The organism is Roseburia sp. OM04-10BH, assembly GCF_003462605.1.
In the GTDB taxonomy this organism is placed as follows: domain Bacteria; phylum Bacillota; class Clostridia; order Lachnospirales; family Lachnospiraceae; genus Roseburia_C; species Roseburia_C amylophila.
In genome coordinates this window covers 66,923-84,022 of sequence record NZ_QTZI01000007.1, presented here as the reverse complement: position 1 = coordinate 84,022, position 17,100 = coordinate 66,923, and the positions used below count along the sequence as shown (strand labels likewise).

Annotated in this window: 16 protein-coding genes; 14 read left to right on the top strand and 2 right to left on the bottom strand. The window is 40.2% G+C overall.

Annotated features, from left to right (window positions below):
• The first annotated feature begins 6 nt into the window (after positions 1-6).
• The 10 genes from DXB43_RS08755 to nagB all read left to right on the top strand — a co-directional run bounded on the left by DXB43_RS08755 (position 7) and on the right by nagB (position 9,566).
• Positions 7-684 carry a TIGR00266 family protein gene (locus tag DXB43_RS08755; protein ID WP_117841524.1) on the top strand — a complete coding sequence of 226 codons (678 nt, stop codon included), beginning with the start codon at positions 7-9 and terminating at the stop codon, positions 682-684.
• A gap of 554 nt (positions 685-1,238) precedes the next feature.
• Positions 1,239-2,171, top strand: a complete 933-nt coding sequence (gene yhfZ, locus DXB43_RS08750; RefSeq protein WP_117947375.1) for a GntR family transcriptional regulator YhfZ — start codon at positions 1,239-1,241, stop codon at positions 2,169-2,171.
• 130 nt (positions 2,172-2,301) lie between these two features.
• Positions 2,302-2,652 carry a PRD domain-containing protein gene (locus tag DXB43_RS08745; RefSeq protein ID WP_158567208.1) on the top strand — a complete coding sequence of 117 codons (351 nt, stop codon included), beginning with the start codon at positions 2,302-2,304 and terminating at the stop codon, positions 2,650-2,652.
• A 23-nt stretch (positions 2,653-2,675) separates the two neighbouring features.
• Positions 2,676-3,041 (top strand): DUF2620 family protein, encoded by a 366-nt coding sequence (locus tag DXB43_RS08740; protein WP_117947373.1) that lies wholly within the window; start codon positions 2,676-2,678, stop codon positions 3,039-3,041.
• A gap of 23 nt (positions 3,042-3,064) precedes the next feature.
• Positions 3,065-4,378, top strand: coding sequence for a YhfT family protein (locus DXB43_RS08735; RefSeq protein ID WP_117947372.1), 1,314 nt, complete (start codon positions 3,065-3,067; stop codon positions 4,376-4,378).
• A 52-nt stretch (positions 4,379-4,430) separates the two neighbouring features.
• Positions 4,431-5,345 carry a phosphotriesterase family protein gene (locus DXB43_RS08730; RefSeq protein WP_117947371.1) on the top strand — a complete coding sequence of 305 codons (915 nt, stop codon included), beginning with the start codon at positions 4,431-4,433 and terminating at the stop codon, positions 5,343-5,345.
• Positions 5,329-6,459, top strand: coding sequence for an aminotransferase class V-fold PLP-dependent enzyme (locus DXB43_RS08725; RefSeq protein WP_243006666.1), 1,131 nt, complete (start codon positions 5,329-5,331; stop codon positions 6,457-6,459). Before DXB43_RS08730 ends, DXB43_RS08725 begins: the two co-directional genes overlap by 17 nt.
• Positions 6,450-7,610, top strand: coding sequence for a YhfX family PLP-dependent enzyme (locus tag DXB43_RS08720; protein WP_117947370.1), 1,161 nt, complete (start codon positions 6,450-6,452; stop codon positions 7,608-7,610). The genes DXB43_RS08725 and DXB43_RS08720 overlap by 10 nt, the downstream gene beginning before the upstream one ends.
• Positions 7,607-8,818, top strand: a complete 1,212-nt coding sequence (locus DXB43_RS08715; protein ID WP_117947369.1) for a phosphopentomutase — start codon at positions 7,607-7,609, stop codon at positions 8,816-8,818. The genes DXB43_RS08720 and DXB43_RS08715 overlap by 4 nt, the downstream gene beginning before the upstream one ends.
• 16 nt (positions 8,819-8,834) lie before the next feature.
• A complete protein-coding gene (nagB, locus tag DXB43_RS08710) occupies positions 8,835-9,566 on the top strand; it encodes a glucosamine-6-phosphate deaminase (RefSeq protein WP_117947368.1) in 732 nt (243 codons plus the stop codon).
• Between the two features lie 80 nt (positions 9,567-9,646).
• On the opposite strand, the gene DXB43_RS08705 is transcribed toward nagB, so the two are convergent.
• Both DXB43_RS08705 and DXB43_RS08700 read right to left on the bottom strand, forming a co-directional pair.
• Positions 9,647-10,894 (bottom strand): 6-phosphofructokinase, encoded by a 1,248-nt coding sequence (locus DXB43_RS08705; RefSeq protein ID WP_117947402.1) that lies wholly within the window; start codon positions 10,892-10,894, stop codon positions 9,647-9,649.
• Positions 10,895-10,922: 28 nt separating this feature from the next.
• Positions 10,923-11,705 (bottom strand): DeoR/GlpR family DNA-binding transcription regulator, encoded by a 783-nt coding sequence (locus DXB43_RS08700; RefSeq protein WP_022242757.1) that lies wholly within the window; start codon positions 11,703-11,705, stop codon positions 10,923-10,925.
• Positions 11,706-12,051: 346 nt separating this feature from the next.
• Here DXB43_RS08700 and DXB43_RS08695 point away from each other — a divergent pair, with 346 nt between their 5' ends.
• From DXB43_RS08695 to tpiA, 4 genes are read left to right on the top strand one after another with little or no spacing between them, the layout of a single operon-like run.
• The gene (locus DXB43_RS08695; RefSeq protein ID WP_117947366.1) at positions 12,052-14,040 is read left to right on the top strand and encodes an alpha/beta hydrolase family protein; all 1,989 of its coding nucleotides are present in this window, start codon (positions 12,052-12,054) and stop codon (positions 14,038-14,040) included.
• A gap of 60 nt (positions 14,041-14,100) precedes the next feature.
• Entirely contained in the window at positions 14,101-15,840 is a 1,740-nt protein-coding gene (gene dhaL, locus DXB43_RS08690; RefSeq protein WP_117947365.1) for a dihydroxyacetone kinase subunit DhaL, read from the top strand.
• Positions 15,841-15,845: 5 nt separating this feature from the next.
• Positions 15,846-16,286 (top strand): RpiB/LacA/LacB family sugar-phosphate isomerase, encoded by a 441-nt coding sequence (locus DXB43_RS08685; RefSeq protein ID WP_117947364.1) that lies wholly within the window; start codon positions 15,846-15,848, stop codon positions 16,284-16,286.
• Positions 16,287-16,299: 13 nt separating this feature from the next.
• On the top strand, positions 16,300-17,085 hold the full coding sequence (gene tpiA / locus DXB43_RS08680) for a triose-phosphate isomerase (RefSeq protein WP_022242753.1): 786 nt from the start codon (positions 16,300-16,302) through the stop codon (positions 17,083-17,085).
• Positions 17,086-17,100: the final 15 nt, after the last annotated feature.

Genomic DNA, 17,100 nt, shown 5'->3' with positions numbered 1-17,100 from the left:
TTAGAAATGAGATTTAATATTGAAGGCGAACCAATGCCGGTTGTAGTCTGTGAATTAGAGTCAGGCGAAATGATGATTACCGAAAAGGGAGCAATGTCCTGGATGTCTCCGAATATGCAGATGAATACGGTTGGCGGCGGAATTGGAAAAATGTTTGGAAGAATGGTTAGTGGAGAGAGTATGTTTTTAAATACATACACTGCAATGAATGGTCAGGGAACCATTGCATTTGCATCCAGTTTTCCAGGATGTATCCGAGCATTTGAGATTCAGCCAGGGTCAGATATTGTATGTCAGAAGTCAGCATTTTTAGCATCTACTTCAGGAGTAGAATTGTCCGTATTTTTCCAGAAGAGAGTAGGAGCTGGTTTCTTTGGCGGAGAAGGATTTATTATGCAGAGGCTTTCTGGACAGGGAATGGCATTTGTTGAATTTGACGGCTATATCAAAGAGTATATGCTTCAGCCTGGCCAGTCAATTATCGTAGACACAGGATATCTTGCAGCAATGGATTCTTCCTGTTCTATCGACATACAGACCGTACCTGGCCTTAAAAATATCATGTTTGGTGGAGAGGGAGTATTCAATACCGTAGTAACCGGACCGGGTCGTGTATTCTTACAGTCCATGCCAATCTCACAGATGGCAGGATGCCTGCGCCCATATCTTCCGAGCGGAAAATAAGAGATGAATTTAAATTAACAGTAGATAGATATGCTCCCTTCTGGGTAGATAAGTGAAATAATAAAATCACTTACTACTTAGGAGGGAGCATTTTCTATATCTAAATTTAAGAATAGTCTTGAAGAACTAAAAGATTCTGGAACAGGAGAAAAAATTATCATGATAAAAAGCAAAACGACAAAGGGCTGAAATGGAGACATCATAAAAAATTCAACAAAATAAAAGAGGGGGCTGAGCCGATTACTTCATAAATATATATACCAGGCAATAAAGGAAGTAAACGAACCACATAATTATTCAATATTAGAATTATGTAGATTAGCCAATATATCGCGAGTCGCTTATTTTAGGTGGGTTCATTGAAAGACACCATCAATGAGCCAGAAAATGAAAGAATAGCTGGATATTTTTATGCAGTTCTATTGTCTATTTGACGGGGAGTGTTTCAGATTAACTACAACCGCTTTATTATATTTGCATAAAAAACTTGACAAAATGTAGTAGAAAGTGTAGTATTTGAATATATAAAATTTTGAACGATGCGGGAGATATTTATGAAGGTAGATGGGGAAAAGGTTCTTTATCAGAAAATAGGTGTTACAATTCGCGAATTAGCACTGAGTCTGCTTTCAAAAAATGTGGGTGAACGCATCCAATCGATTTCTCGCTATCAGGAAGAATTTCAGGTTTCCAGAGGAACTATTCAGAATGCAATTTGTTATCTGAAAGAAGTTAGGGCAGTGGAACTGGTATCATGTGGACATCTGGGAACTTTTATAGAAAAGATTGATTATGAAAAACTGCAGGAATGCTGTCTGACACAGGGACTTATGGGAATCATGCCATTGCCGTATTCGTTGATTTATGAAGGAATGGCAACTGCTATGTATGAACAGCTTAAAGATTTAAGGTTTAATATGGCATATGTAAGAGGTGCAATTGGAAGAATTGAATTGGTAGAATCAGGAGCTTATCACTTTGCAATTGGTTCGCAGTTTGCAGTGGAACATGAAATTCAGTGTGGCCGGGAAATAGAGGCTGTGTTTAATTTTGGGGTGGGCAGTTATCTGTCAAAACATGTTTTACTCTTACGGGATCACGGTAAGAACGGAATTACAGAGGGCATGCGTGTGGCATATGACAGTGAATCACTAGACCAAAGCTGTCTGACAACCAATATAGTAAAAGGAAAAAAAGTAGAGCTGGTAAATATGCGTACACAACAGACAATCACTGCCCTTTTAGACGGTAATATTGATGCTGGCGTATGGAATTATGACGATGTATTAGAGAATCATTGTTTAGATGACTTGAAAGTTGTTTTTTTAACAGAATCTGAGTATAATGAAAAATTTTCAACAGCAGTTATGGTTATACGTAAAAACAATAAGTATCTAAAAAAAATACTTGAAAAAAATATCAGTGTTAGTAAAACATTAGAAATTTTATCAGATGTATGCAAAGGAAAAAAACATCCATATTACTAGGAATTATATTTTTTACGCCCAATATACAAAAAAATGTATATTATAAAAAACTGAAATAGATTGAAAAATCTGTTTCTATATATTTTAAATGAATGTACAAAAAAATGAACATTAGAAGGAGATGAAAAGAATGGAGAATTTGTATGAGAGACTTGATATCCTTGAGCAGGCTGGGTTGATTACACCCTTTGTTTCTGAGCAGGCAAAAAAGATTGTTGAGTTGATTACAGAATGCGGTAGTCCTATGGATGAAGAAAAGATGGCGATGTTTACAACGCATATTGCAATGGCAATTCAGAGAATACTGAATGGTGATGTGGAAAATCCTTTGGAGGAAGCAGTGCTGGAAGAATTGCGGAAGGAAGAGGCATATGAGAAAGCAGATGAAGTTGCTGAAAAGATTTATGATATTATCGAAGTTGAATTTCCAGAGACAGAGAAAGAGTATCTTGTAGTTCACTTATGTAATCTTTTTTCATAAAAAAAATAAAGGAGGAAAGAAAAATGAGGATTGCAATTGGAGGAATGCAAAAAAATGAAATGGAGCAGGAAATTTTAAAATGCTGCCCAGATGCACAGACTATTATTACTAATGATATGAAGGCTGCATCCATGATTAAGAAAGGAGAGGTAGATTATTACATCGGAGCATGTGAAAGCGGTGGAGGTTCCGCAATTTCTATTTTGATTGGACTTGTTGGTTATAATAAGTGTTGTACAGTCTGTAAGAATGGTGGAACTCCAAAGAAAGAAGAAATTGAGAAGTTTGTAAATGATGGAAAGGTTTGTTTTGGAATGGCTGTATCACAGCTTGATATTACGGTACCGGTACTTATGAAAGTTTTAATGGAACATGATAGTGCTAAGTAAAAAATAAAGGAGAGGAATGTAAAATGGAACTGAGTGTATTAAATGTAATTATTGTTATGCTGGTCTGTGCAATGACAGCATTTATGTCCCATATGGGTATGGCAGTTTTTCATGATGGAATTCGTCCGGTAATTCCGGAATATATTGAAGGTCGTATGCATCGAGGTGAAATGGCTTCAATTGCATTTGGACTAAGTGTTGGTTTTATTGCATCGGTGGGAATTGGAAATGCATTGGTAACAAATCTTTTGAATCCATGGTTATTATTTCTGGCGACGGATATCATTGGTATTGCAGCACCAAAGAAATGGCTTGCACCGATTTTCGGTGCACTTTGGGGATTGATTTGTCTGACCGGAATTGGTGGAATTAATGCAGTATTAACTGGAATGCCAGTAGATTTAATTTCAGCTATGGGCGATGTAGGTACATATGTTGTTACAGGTTTTGCGCTGTTTCCTATTGTAGCAATTATTATGCAGTTTGGAATGAAAACAGGAGTTATAACAGCTCTTATTGTTTTAGTTTTTCGTTTTTCCGGTCCTAAATTTTCTACGATTAGTGCAGATGCATGGACAATGATGGTTGGTGTAATTGCACTGGTAGTACTTTGTATTTTGAAGGATGTGAGAAAAAAGGAAAAAAGAGAAGATGAGGATATGAATATTTTCTCTGAGAGAACGGCAAGAATCAGAAAAAACCTTCCGTTTTTAATGATTGCGGGAGCCTTAATTGCGGTTGCCTGCAATGTACATATTCTTGCAGGATCAGATGTATCCATGTTTGACCTTTCAAAAGCTTATGCAATGACAGATTCTGTAGCAGCACAATCACTGATTAAAACAGTTGCAACAAATGAGTTTATGAGAGCATTAAGCTTTATCCCATTAATTGCAACAACAGCAGTTACTACAGGCGTTTATGGAGTGGCTGGTTTTACATTTATCTATGTGGCAGGATATATTTGCCCAAATCCAATTGTAGCAGCTATTGCAGGTGCGGTAATTATATTTGTGGAAGTTATGTTACTTGGATTTATTGGGAAGTTTTTAGGTCATTTTCCATCTATGCGTGATGCATCAGATAACATCCGTAGTGCAATGAATACCTGTGTTGAATTTGCACTTTTAATTGGCTCGACGGCAGCATGTTGTACAATGGGAGCTTCAACATCAGCAGGAGCAGCAGGTGGATTTGCACTTGGCGCATGCATTTACCTTATTAATGAAATGACTGGTAGAAAAATTATGCGTATGGCGATTGGACCAATCGCAGCAATTGCAACAGGTGTAATTTTAAATTTAACTTATCTGATTGGGTTGACACCGTTAGTATAAAGAGTTTCAGCAGAGGAAATTTTCCTCTGCTGATAAAAATGGAGGAAAAAATATGATTTTGACTGTAAACGGAGAAATTTTGCCGGAAGAATTAGGCATTACAATGTGCCATGAGCATCTGGCAGTAGATTTGTCTCCGGTAAGAGGAGATAAAGATTCGGATTTTGATGATTCCTCATTAATCATAGATGAATTAAACAAAATGAAACAATACGGGGTAAAATCTGTAGTAGAAGTATCTTGTAATGATATGGGGAGAGATGTGAAGAAACTTCAGATGTACAGCAAAGCGTGTGGAATTCATATTATTGCGGCAACAGGATTTTATTTGGCAGAATATCATACACAGAAAGTAAGAGAGTCTAATGCTGAAGAGTTATGCGATATTTTTTGTAAGGATATTTTAGAAGGAATTGATGATACCGGAGTAAAAGCAGGAGTAATTGGCGAGGTGGCATCTGGCGAACCACAGATGAGACCGAGCGAGAAAAATGTGCTTACAGCTGCAGCAATGGCAGGAAAAAAGACCGGAGTAGCGGTAACGACACATTGCCAGCTTGGAAAATTGGCACAGGAGCAGATAGAGATATTTGAACAGCAGGGAATGGATCTTACAAAGGTAGTTCTTGGGCATTTGGATCTTGCAAATGACAGAGATTATTATGAGAAAATTTTAAAAACAGGAGTCAATATCGGTTTTGATACAATTGGAAAGACTGCTTATCTGAGTGATGAGCAGCGCGCAGATAATCTTTTGTGGCTGATAGAACGTGGCTGGGAAAAACAGATTGTACTGTCACAGGATATTTCACGCAAGAGTTATTTGTCAAGGGGGGGAAAATATTCTGGATATATGACGGTTATGAAAGACTTTGTGCCGCTTCTTAGAGCAAGAGGAATCAAACAGGAGACCTTAAATAGATTTTTGATTGAGAATCCGGCAAGAATTTTTGATAAAGCAGATTGAGGTGATTATTACGAAAACATATCCTTTAAAAAGCCTTACAGTAGAAGAAGCAACAGAACTTCAATTTTATATTGTAGATTGTATTACAAGAAATATGAGTGGAAGGGAAATGCTTTCAAGAGGAGATCTTGGAGTTGTAAGTGGAAAAAATAAACCGATTATAACAGAAAAAGCGGAGCGTGTAATAGCAGAAGTTTTTGACACTGAGGCATGTATGTTGGTGCGTGGAGCAGGAAGCGGATCAATCCGCATGGGGTTGCATGCAATACTTCATCCGGGAGATTCAATACTTGTTCATAAGGCTCCTATATATAATACGACAAAAACATCATTAGATATGATGGGGATTAGAATTGTGGAAGCAGATTACCACAATCAGGATGAAATAATAAACGTAATAAAAGAGAATCCACAAATTAAAGCCGCATTGGTGCAATATACAAGACAGAGTCCGCAGGATCATTATGATATGGAAGAGGTAATTAAAGCAATAAAATCCGAGCATGAACTGACTGTTTTGACAGATGATAACTATGCTGCATTAAAGGTTTCAAAAATTGGAGTTCAGTGTGGTGCTGATTTGTCCTGTTTTTCTTCTTTTAAATTATTAGGCCCGGAAGGGGTCGGCATCATTGTCGGTAAAAAGAAACTTATTGATTCATTAATTAGTGAAAATTATTCAGGGGGGATGCAGGTTCAGGGGCATGAAGCATTGGATGTATTACATGGATTGGTGTATGCGCCAGTCGCACTTGCACTGGAAGCCGGAGTAAGTGAAGAATGTGTACAGAGATTAAATGCAGGAGAAATTCCAGAGGTAAAGCAGGCATTTGTTGCAAATGCACAGTCAAAAGTGATTTTGGTGGAATTTAAAGAAAAAATAGCAAAAACAATTTTAAAAGAAGCAGAAAATCTTGGAGCAGCGCCATATCCGGTTGGCTGTGAGTCAAAGTATGAAATGGTACCATTGTTCTATAGAATTTCTGGAACTTTTCGAAAAACAGATCCGCTGTTGGAAGAGCGAATGATTCGTATCAACCCATTGAGAGCCGGAAGTGATACAGTAATCAGAATCATAAAAGAATCTATAGAAAGAGGAAAGAGATGTTTATAGATAAAATACAGAAAACAAATCAGGAACTGCTGGATGTTGCATTTGCGTTTCAGCAAAATGGGCAGATTTTACCAGATTCTTATGTGATAGATATGGACATTTTGCTGGATAATGCAGCAAAAATTTTGAAAGAAGCGAAGAAAAACGGAGTAGAACTTTTCTTCATGCTGAAACAGGTGGGGAGAAATCCATATATAGCCCGGAAACTGATGGATATAGGATATGAAGGGGCAGTTGTTGTTGACTTTAAAGAAGCCCGGATAATGATGGATGCAGGAATCCCGATTGGAAATGTGGGACATCTGGTACAGATTCCAAATGCAATGATTCCGGAACTGGTAGCATATCATCCAAAGGTAATTACGGTCTATTCCATGGAAAAATTAGAATGCATACAGCAGGCTGCGAAAGAACAGAATATTACACAGAAAGTGCTTCTTCGTGTATATGATAATGGAGACATTATTTATCCAGGACAGACAGCCGGCTTTTTGTTAAATGAACTGAAAAAAATTACAGCCGATATATTGGAAAATTATCCTAATATACAGATTGCAGGAGTTACGTCATTTCCATGCTATTTATATGATGAGAAAAAAGGCGATATAGAACCAACCTATAATCTTTTAACAGTAAAAGAAGCAGTTGACATATTAAAAGAAGTAGGTGTTGAGGTAAAAATTGTCAATACACCATCTGCAACATGTACTAGAACTGTACAGAAGATGGTGGAGTTTGGTGGAAATTGCGGAGAACCTGGGCATGGATTGACCGGAACTACTCCTATGCATGCAGTGTGCGACATGGAAGAGACTCCGTGTATTGTATATGTAAGTGAGATTTCACATAATTTTGAAGGAAAAGCCTATTGCTATGGTGGTGGGCATTATAGACGGTCACATATGAAATATGCATTAGTAGGCAGAAATTTAAAGAATGCACAAAAGATGGAGGTATTACCACCGTCTTTGGAAAGTATAGATTATCATTTTGAACTGGAAAAAGAGTGTGAAATTGGAGTAGCTGCGGTAATGGCATTTCGTTTTCAGATTTTTGTAACCAGGAGTGATGTTGTAATCATGGAGGGAATCCATAAGGGAAAACCTGAAATCGTGGGTGTCTATGATAGTTTAGGAAGGAGAAAAAAATGAGTAAAAGGTTTGTCGTGATTGTATTGGATGGATTTGGAATAGGTGCAATGAATGATGCAGCAAGGGAAAGACCAGGGGATGAAAAAGCTAATACGTTAAGAAGTATACTTTCGGATTATCCGGACATGAAATTGGCTAATCTGGAACAACTGGGGCTTATGAATGCATTTGGGGCAGAAAGCAATGATATGAAGTATTGCGAGTCGGCAAACTTTGGAAAGTCAGAGTTGATGCATTTTGGAGCAGATACTTTTATGGGACATCAGGAAATTATGGGAACATTGCCAAAGAGACCAACCATGCATCCATTTCAGGAAAAGGTTGATGAGGTTTATCAGCATTTAAAGGAAAATGGACACAAGGTAGAATTTGTGGTAAGAGGAAATCTAAGGTATATTGTGTGCGATGACTATGTTACCGTAGCGGATAATCTCGAGGCAGATCTTGGAATGTGCTACAATGTTACGGCACCATTAGATTATATTTCTTTTGAAAAGGAATATGAGATAGCAAAGCTGGTCAGAGAAGTTGTTACTGTTGGAAGGGTTATTGTATTTGGTGGAACAGGAAACACAATGGAGGATTTGTACCGTGCAGAGGAGATAAAAGAGGGAAAGTTTATTGGAATTGCATCTGCAAAGTCAAAATCCTACGAACATGGTTATCAGTGCCTTCATCTGGGCTATGGCGTAGACGAAAATGTTCAGGCACCTACAATATTAGGGAAAGCAGGAATTCCAGTCACATTGATTGGAAAAGTGGCAGATATTGTCACAAATAAAATGGGAGTCAGCATATCCTGTGTACCGACAGATGAGTGCATGCAACTTACGATAAAGGCAGTAAAAGAAAATGAACAGGGATTTATATGTACAAATGTGCAGGAAACAGATCTTGCCGGACATTCACAATCTTCTATGCAGTATCGAAAGATTTTGGAAAAGGCAGACAGAGGACTTGGGGAATTATTACCACTTCTAACGGAAGAAGATATTCTGGTGGTAATGGCAGACCATGGAAATGATCCGGATATCGGACATAGTAAACATACACGGGAATGTGTACCATTGTTGGTGTATAAAAAAGGAATACAGGGGCGACACTTGGGTATCCGCAAAACACTATCAGATGTGGGAGCTTCCGTCTGTGAATATTTTGGGGTAAAAGCACCGCAGAATGGAACAAGTTTCCTAAACAAAATACAGTAAGCTATGGAGATACAATATGGAAGTAAAAATTGTCGAAAATTATCAAGAAATGAGCAGGCTTGCAGCAATACTTCTTGCGGCGGAGGTTATAGAAAATCCGCACACAATTTTAGGTCTGGCAACTGGTTCCACTCCTGTGGGACTTTATAAAGAATTAATCACAATGTATCAGAATGGAAAGTTGGATTTTTCAGATGTAAAAACATTTAATCTGGATGAATATGTGGGACTTGCAGCAGAACACGAGCAGAGTTACCATTATTTTATGAAGAAAAATTTGTTTGAACATATAAATATGAAGGAAGAAAATATACATATTCCACGAGGGGATGCCGCAGATATTTCAGAGGAAGCATTGCGGTATGAACAGGAAATACAAAAGACAGGGAAGATTCAATTACAACTTTTGGGACTTGGGGAAAATGGACATATTGGATTTAACGAACCGGCGGATTCTTTTTCTGTACAAACAGGAGAAATTGTCTTGGCAGACAGCACCATAGAAGCCAATCAGAGATTTTTTGAAAGAAGAGAGGATGTGCCTAAAACAGCTATTTCTATTGGAATCGGCACAATAATGAACGCTGAAAAAATACTTCTTGTGGCGTGTGGAGAAAAAAAAGCAAAAGCAGTAAAGTCTGTTGTAGAGGGAAGGGTCACACCACATGTTCCGGGAAGCATATTACAGTTTCATCCGCATGTGACTGTAATAGCAGATAGAGCAGCGACAGCTCTACTGAAAAAATAAAAGTACTGAATTTTAGAAAAGAAAAGGGCATTGCACTAACATAATATGATTTAGTGCGATGCCCTTTAAATATACTTTATTTACTGGGAAATTTGTGCTTGAGACGAAAGATGTGATACATCCATATAGTTTGGAAGTCCGTTGTGATATGCAATCGGAACTTCGCCCTGTATCAGCGGGGTGAGATAAGTAAGCATCTCATACGTGACATTGTTGCCTCTGGCATTAATCCATTCGCGCGGAACGGATTTCGCTTCGTTTGCTATATTTTTGATCTCTGCGTAGTCGTATGCAATGGTATAGGGTGCATCAGAGGTTCGTTTCATAATGACCATCGAAGCGGTGACACCCTGCAGAGCCAACGATACGGCTTTCTCTCCGGATAAGAACGCTTCCTTTAAATCGGTGGCAGAGGAGAGATGCACTGCGCAGCGCTGCAGGATGTTAATTTCAACGGAGCGGACCTTGACAGGAAGGCTTGCCCTGATCAGAAGTTCCAAAGCTTTTCCGGCGCCACTCAACTGGCTGTGACCGAATGTGTCGGAAGAGTTTTCTCCAGCACTGATGTAATTGCTGTTACTGTCATGAATTCCCTCTGAGACGGCGACAATCACATTGTTTTGCACGGTGAGAAGATCACGCACATCTTCAACAAAACTTTCGGTGTTAAAATCACTCTCCGGAAGATAGATCAGGTGCGGCGCGCTGCAATATGAATTGCGAGCGAGTGCGGATGCAGCCGTCAGCCAGCCGGCGTCGCGTCCCATAATCTCGATAATCGTAACGCTTTTAACTGGATAAATAATCGTGTCATGCGCAATCTCAAGGAGTGTAGATGCGATGTATTTTGCAGCAGAGCCAAAGCCCGGAGTGTGATCGGTAATCATAAGATCGTTGTCGATGGTCTTTGGGATGCCTATAATCTGAATATTGCTACCGATTGAGTCAGCATAAGAGGAAAGTTTTAACACGGTATCCATTGAATCATTTCCACCGATATAGAAAAATGCCTTAATGTTTAAAGCCTTAAATTGTGCAAAAATCTTCTCATAATCGGATGCATCTTCATGGTAATCCTTTAATTTGTAGCGGCACGAGCCCAGATACATGGCCGGTGTAGTTGCAAGCCGCTGTAATGTGTCTTTGCCGGAAGCCGCCAGCTCCGTAAGATTTAAGTAATGCTGGTTCAGAATACCGAGAATACCATTGATCGAACCGTAGACTGTTCCATAATGTCCAATAGATGCGCGGATGACGCCCACAAGACTGGCATTGATTGCAACGGTCGGACCGCCGGATTGCGCAACGATGCAATTAGGTAAATTTATATGCTGTGTCATGGTAAAAATCCTCCTCCTATACGATATAAAGTTTGATACCCATATCCTGAATAATGTTTTTCCATTCATCCGTAATGCCGCTGTCTGTGACAATTGCATCGACGGAATTGAGCGGTGCAACAAAAGCAGAACGTACCAGTCCAAACTTGCTGGAGTCTGCTACGAGAATTGTGGAAAGAGAAGAGCTCATTGCCGCCTTTTTCGTCAGAACTTCATAGTTGTGCGCACAGGTGATGCCGAGTGCTTCGTGAATACCGGATGCAGCAAGGAAGAACTTGCTGGCACGGCGGCTTCTGATCAGTTCATTGGCATAGGAAGATTCAAACATCTGATCTGCCTTGTGCAGCAGACCGCCTGCTAACGTGAGCTGGATGCCTTCCTTTGGGAAAAGCTGCGTTAATGTATAGTAGTTATAACATGTAATATTCAGATTAATATGTTCCGGAATAAAATATGCCATAGCTGCAATCGTTGTACCGGAATCGAGGATGATGGTGTCGTTCGGTTGAATCAGTGACGCGGCAAACTGTCCTATCATCTGTTTTTCCTTCGCAAACTTCGTCTGTTCCGAGTGAAGCGTGTATTCGCTTTCAATATTTGTAATCATAGACTTGTCATTGACCGGCAACTGGATTCCGTGACTGCGCACAAACAGGTTATTCTCTTTTAAATATTTCAGATCCCGCCGTATCGTCATCTCGGATACATTTAACATTTCCGAGAGATCTTTGACCGATAGGGAAGGTGATTCCTGCAAAAAGGAATAGATTTCATTGATTCGTTGCTCCTTTTTCTTCAATATGTTCACCTCTCATTAAAAAAATCACAAGTTATTTGTATAAAGTATAACATAATACAACTTAAAAATGTTAGAAAATGTTCAAAAATGTTTGATTCATGAAAAATATACAAAAAAACAATATTTGGATTGTGGAAAATAGTTATACTGATAAAATGAAAATATTAAGAAAATATTGGAAAATAAAGAAATATTGAGAAAATGTGCGAAGTAACAAAAAATATAAAAATGTTAGAAATTGTTCAAAAACTAACAAATTTGGATTTGATGTACATAAAAATTCGTGGTAAAAAATAATTACAACGTATGAAGTGCACTACAATATACAAAAGTAAAGGAGAACGATATGGTAAATTTAAGCAGAAAAAAGTATGTGAGACTGCTTGTCGTAGCACTTATCATCTGTTTGATCAGTATGATCGGCGCAAGTCTCGTCAATACGAACTTTGGACACATCAAAGTACAGAACTTTAGTATTGAGGATGCAAACGGACACAAGATAGCACTCGTAATGTACAAACCGGAAAATGCAACGGCTGAGACGCCTGCACCGTGTGTTGTAACATTACATGGTAGTTTCGATGCAAAAGAGACACAGGATTACACCTGTCTGGAACTTGCAAAGAGAGGATTTGTTGTATTGTCCATGGACTGTGACGGACATGGAGATTCCGATAACTACAAAGACAACCCAATGGATGCTTTCTTTACAGTAACCGCGAACCCGGGTTCTGCATTTGAGGATATTTCTACATCTCCTGGATCAGGAATGTGTGATGTTGTAAATTACGCTTACAACAGCCTTTCATTTGTAGATAAGGATCAGATCGGTATCACAGGACATTCTCTTGGCGGTAAGATGGCGAATGCCTGCCTTGCTTACAACAAGATTCAGGAAGCAAACGGTGGTGTAAATCAGGTAGCAGCAGTATTCCTTATGGGAAATCAGCAGCTAAACATTGATGGTGTATGGCAGGATCATTTAAATTATGATCCGGATGACACACCGGACAGCGGCGACGAGATTCCGTTATACTACGATGTCGATTATGGTATTGATGCCGGACAGTTAGATGAGAACAACTATCAGACAGAAGCCGGTGGACCGCAAAACTTCTATAAGTCAGCCAATGCAAGAGTTCTCATTAACGAGCTTGATAATTATGATTTGCAGGAAGGCGATGATGTTGAAGTTGGCAAGATCTACGAAGGAACCGTACAGGGTTCTGAGGAGAAATATATCCGTGTTTTATATCAGCCTTATGAGACACATATTTTAAACCATTACTCATTGGCAACAACATCAAATCTGGTTGACTTCTTCCAGAATGCTTTTGAAGCACCGAATTACATTGATGCAGGAAGCCTTACAATCCAGTACAAGTGGTTCTTTAATACCATTGGTGTAATCGGATTCTTCCTCTCAGTATATGCATTTGCAAGTATTTTATTAACAACCGGTTTCTTTGGTACATTACTTGCCAAGAAGGAAAGCGACATCTACGTTCCGGCAGCACCAAAGGGTGTCAAAGGAAATGTAATTTACTGGGTATTCTTAGCATTAGGCGGATTACTTCCGGCAACATTCATGATTCCATTAGAGCAGTGGATTGGTGCCCACAAGGGAGCAGATTTCGCGACACGATCACTCTTCGGAACGAAGATCTGGCCACAGGGATTAACATTAGAACAGGGTATGTGGACAGGTGCGGCAGGACTCCTTGGATTAGCATTCTTCGCAATCGGTTATTTCCTGGTTAGTAAGAAGAATGGTGTAAAACCTGCTGACTGGAACTTAAAGATGAGCAGGTCCAATGTAGGTAAGACTATTTTAATCGTACTTGCATCAATTGGATTTGGATATGGTGTTGTAGGCTTTGCGAAGTACTTCTTCGGAGTAGATTTCCGTTTTATCAGCTATGTGATCAAGTGGCCTTCAAGTGGATCGCTCCTGATTGCATTAAGATTTATCCCATTAGTTGCAGTATTCTACTTTGCAAATGCACTGTGTCAGAACCTTTGCAATATGGTGGCAGGAAGAAAAGAGTGGTTAAATACATTACTGATGTGCCTTGCAAACATTATTGGTCTTGTATGCATCTGGGTCTACCAGTACTCAGGACTGATCTCAAAAGGAGTTGTAAGACTCGATAGTGCACGCGTAATGCTTACATGGCCATTATTCATTAACCTGACTGTGTGCACCATCATTTCCAGAAGATTCTATAAGAAGACTGGAAAGGTTTATATTGGAGCACTCATGAATACAATCCTGTTTACAGTGATTGGTTGCGCAAACACAATGACATTGTACTGTACAAACTGGTGGTTCTAAAAAACTGGGGGAGTATCCGGGATACTCCCCCAGCTATTAAAATCTGGTATGGAGGTAGAAATGAGAAAGATTATAAACGATCCTGATAACATTGTAGAGGAGATGATGGAAGGCTTTATTGCGGCGTATCATCATATGTATTACAAACATCCTGAAGTAAACAGTGTGATCAGCCGATGCAGAAGAAAAAACAAAGTGTCGTTGATTATCGGCGGTGGAAGTGGACATGAACCGATGTTTTCCGGTTTTGTAGGAGCAGGACTTGCCGATGCTGCATGCTGTGGAAACATTTTTGCTTCACCGGATCCGAAGAATATTTACGAAACCGGAAAAAGCATTGATGAAGGCAAAGGAATTCTGTTTGTATATGGCTGTTATGCAGGCGATAATCTGAATTTTGATATGGGTGAAGAGTTCCTGAATGCCAAAGGAATCAAGACCGCACATGTGCGTGTACAGGACGATGTGGCGAGTGCACCAAAGGAGCGAAGGGAAGACCGAAGAGGCATCGCAGGTGATGTCTTTGTGATCAAGATTGCCGGAGCTGCATGTGATGCAGGATTAGAACTTGAAGAAGTAACAAGAATTACGGAGAAGGCAAGAGACAATACCCGTACAATCGGAGTAGCCACAGCACCGGCTCAGCTTCCGGGAGCGGACAAGCCCATCTTTGAATTAGGTGAGGACGAGATTGAATACGGAATGGGACTTCACGGTGAAAAAGGTGTAGAGAGAACCAAATGGGAACCGGCAGATGTTCTGGTAGAGAAAATGTACCGTCAGATTATGGAAGATTCAGACTTGAAGCGTGGTGACAAAGTATGTGTTTTGGTCAACGGCTTAGGTTCCACAACAATTTTAGAACTATCAATCGTGTTCCGTAAGTTAAACGAACTGTTAAAAGAAGATGGAATCGGGATTTATGACACGGATTTAAATAACTACTGTACCAGTCAGGAAATGGGTGGATTTTCTATCACATTGATGAAACTGGACGATGAACTTAGGAAATATTACGATATGCCATGCTATTGTCCATTCTACGCAAAGGGAGCGGTTGAGCCTGTTGGAGAAGTGGCGGATGAGATTGAAGATACAGCACCAAAGAAAGAGAAGAAAGAAAAGAAGCAGCGGATAGCAAGCACTTATGTGAGAGGAAAGCATTACGAGAAGTTAAATGCAGAGGACTGCAGACAGATGCTTTTGTATATCGCGGATAAGATTCTGGCGAATGAGCCGTATCTGACCGAGGTGGACAGTGCAATTGGAGATGGCGATCATGGAATCGGCATGGCGACTGGCATGAAAAATGTGAAGGAAGTGCTTCTTGATATGGAAGGCGAGAAAAATGTATACAGTATCTTTGAGGAAGCCGGTAAAGCAATGCTTCTTAGCATGGGCGGTGCTTCCGGTGTTATCTTCGGAAGCCTTTATCTGGAAGGTGCTCTTGGTACGGAGAGCAAAGACTACCTTACTGCTGAGGACTTAAAGGCAATGGAAGAGAAGAGTCTGAAAGCCATCCAGGAGCGTGGCAAGGCAAGCGTCGGAGACAAAACAATGGTTGATGCGCTGGCACCAGCGGTAGAAGCAATGCAGCAGCATTACACCGAAGGTTTGGAGAAAATGCTCGAAGAGGCAGAGGCAGGCGCATTGCGCGGAGTGGAAAATACGAAGGATTGCATCGCCAGATTTGGCAGAGCAAAATCACTCGGCGAGAGAGCATTGGGATTCCAGGATGCAGGTGCAACCTCAACATGGTTGATCTTCCAGAGTATGAGAGAATTTGTGAAAGGAGAATAAGTAATATGAAGATAGCAATCGGATGCGACCCAAACGCACAGAAAGAAAAAGAAGAGGTTATAGCATTTATTGAGAAGAAGGGATACGGAACTGTAGAGGATTTCGGAAGTGAAGATCCAATCTATGCAAACGTGGCCATTAAGGTCAGCGAAGCAGTCGCTTCCGGTGGGTACGACAGAGGAATTTTAATCTGCGGAACCGGAATCGGAATGTCCATCTCCGCAAATAAAGTAAAAGGTGCATACGCGGCACTGGTTTCGGATGTTTATTCCGCACAAAGAGCGCGTTTGAGTAATGATGCAAACATCATCTGCATGGGAGCTTTTACAATTGGAAGCAAAGTAAGAGAACTGTTAGTTGAGGCATTTTTCGAGAACGAATTTGTAAAGGGATGTGTTTCACAGCCGAAAGTTGATGCGTTTGTGGAGTACGATCAGAATAGATAAGCAGGTAAAGCATATGAAACGAAAGAAATATTTTGGCAGTAATTTAAAAATGTATAAGAATGTCGCACAGACGGAAAGCTATCTGAAGGAGCTGGCAGACAGAACGAGAGAGCTTTGCATGCAGAATCCGGATATGGAATTGTTCATTCTGCCGTCTTACACGTCTTTGGAAACAGCGTCAAAAAGTACGGATCAGTCCGAAATCCATCTTGGTGCACAGAATATGTGCTGGGAGGATGAAGGTCAGTTTACCGGTGAGATTTCTCCGGTTATGTTAGAGGAACTTGACCTTCACCTTGTAATGGTAGGTCATTCCGAGCGCCGACATGTCTTTGGAGAGAGCAACATTGAGGAAAACAAGAAGATGCTCGCCGCGATGAAGCACGGCTTTACCGGTCTTCTATGCATCGGCGAGACGAAAGAAGAGAAAGGGTACGGTATCGCAGATGAGGTACTGCGTACACAGATCAAGGTTGGTCTGCATGGAATTGCGGCAGAGGATCTGGATAAAGTATGGATTGCATATGAGCCGGTATGGGCGATTGGTGTCAATGGTATACCAGCACCAGTGGAGTATGCACAGGAAAAGCATCATGTGATCCGAGAGACATTAAGAGAACTGTACGGCGAAGCCGCAGATGTTGTTCCGGCACTGTATGGCGGAAGTGTGAATCTTGAGAATGCGACTAGGCTTTTTGTACAGCCGGATATTGATGGCTTATATGTAGGAAGGGTTGCATGGGATGCAAAGCGTTTTGCCGGACTGATTGCAGATTGTCTGGCAACGGGTGAAAAGTAGAAGGTAGAAAGGAGT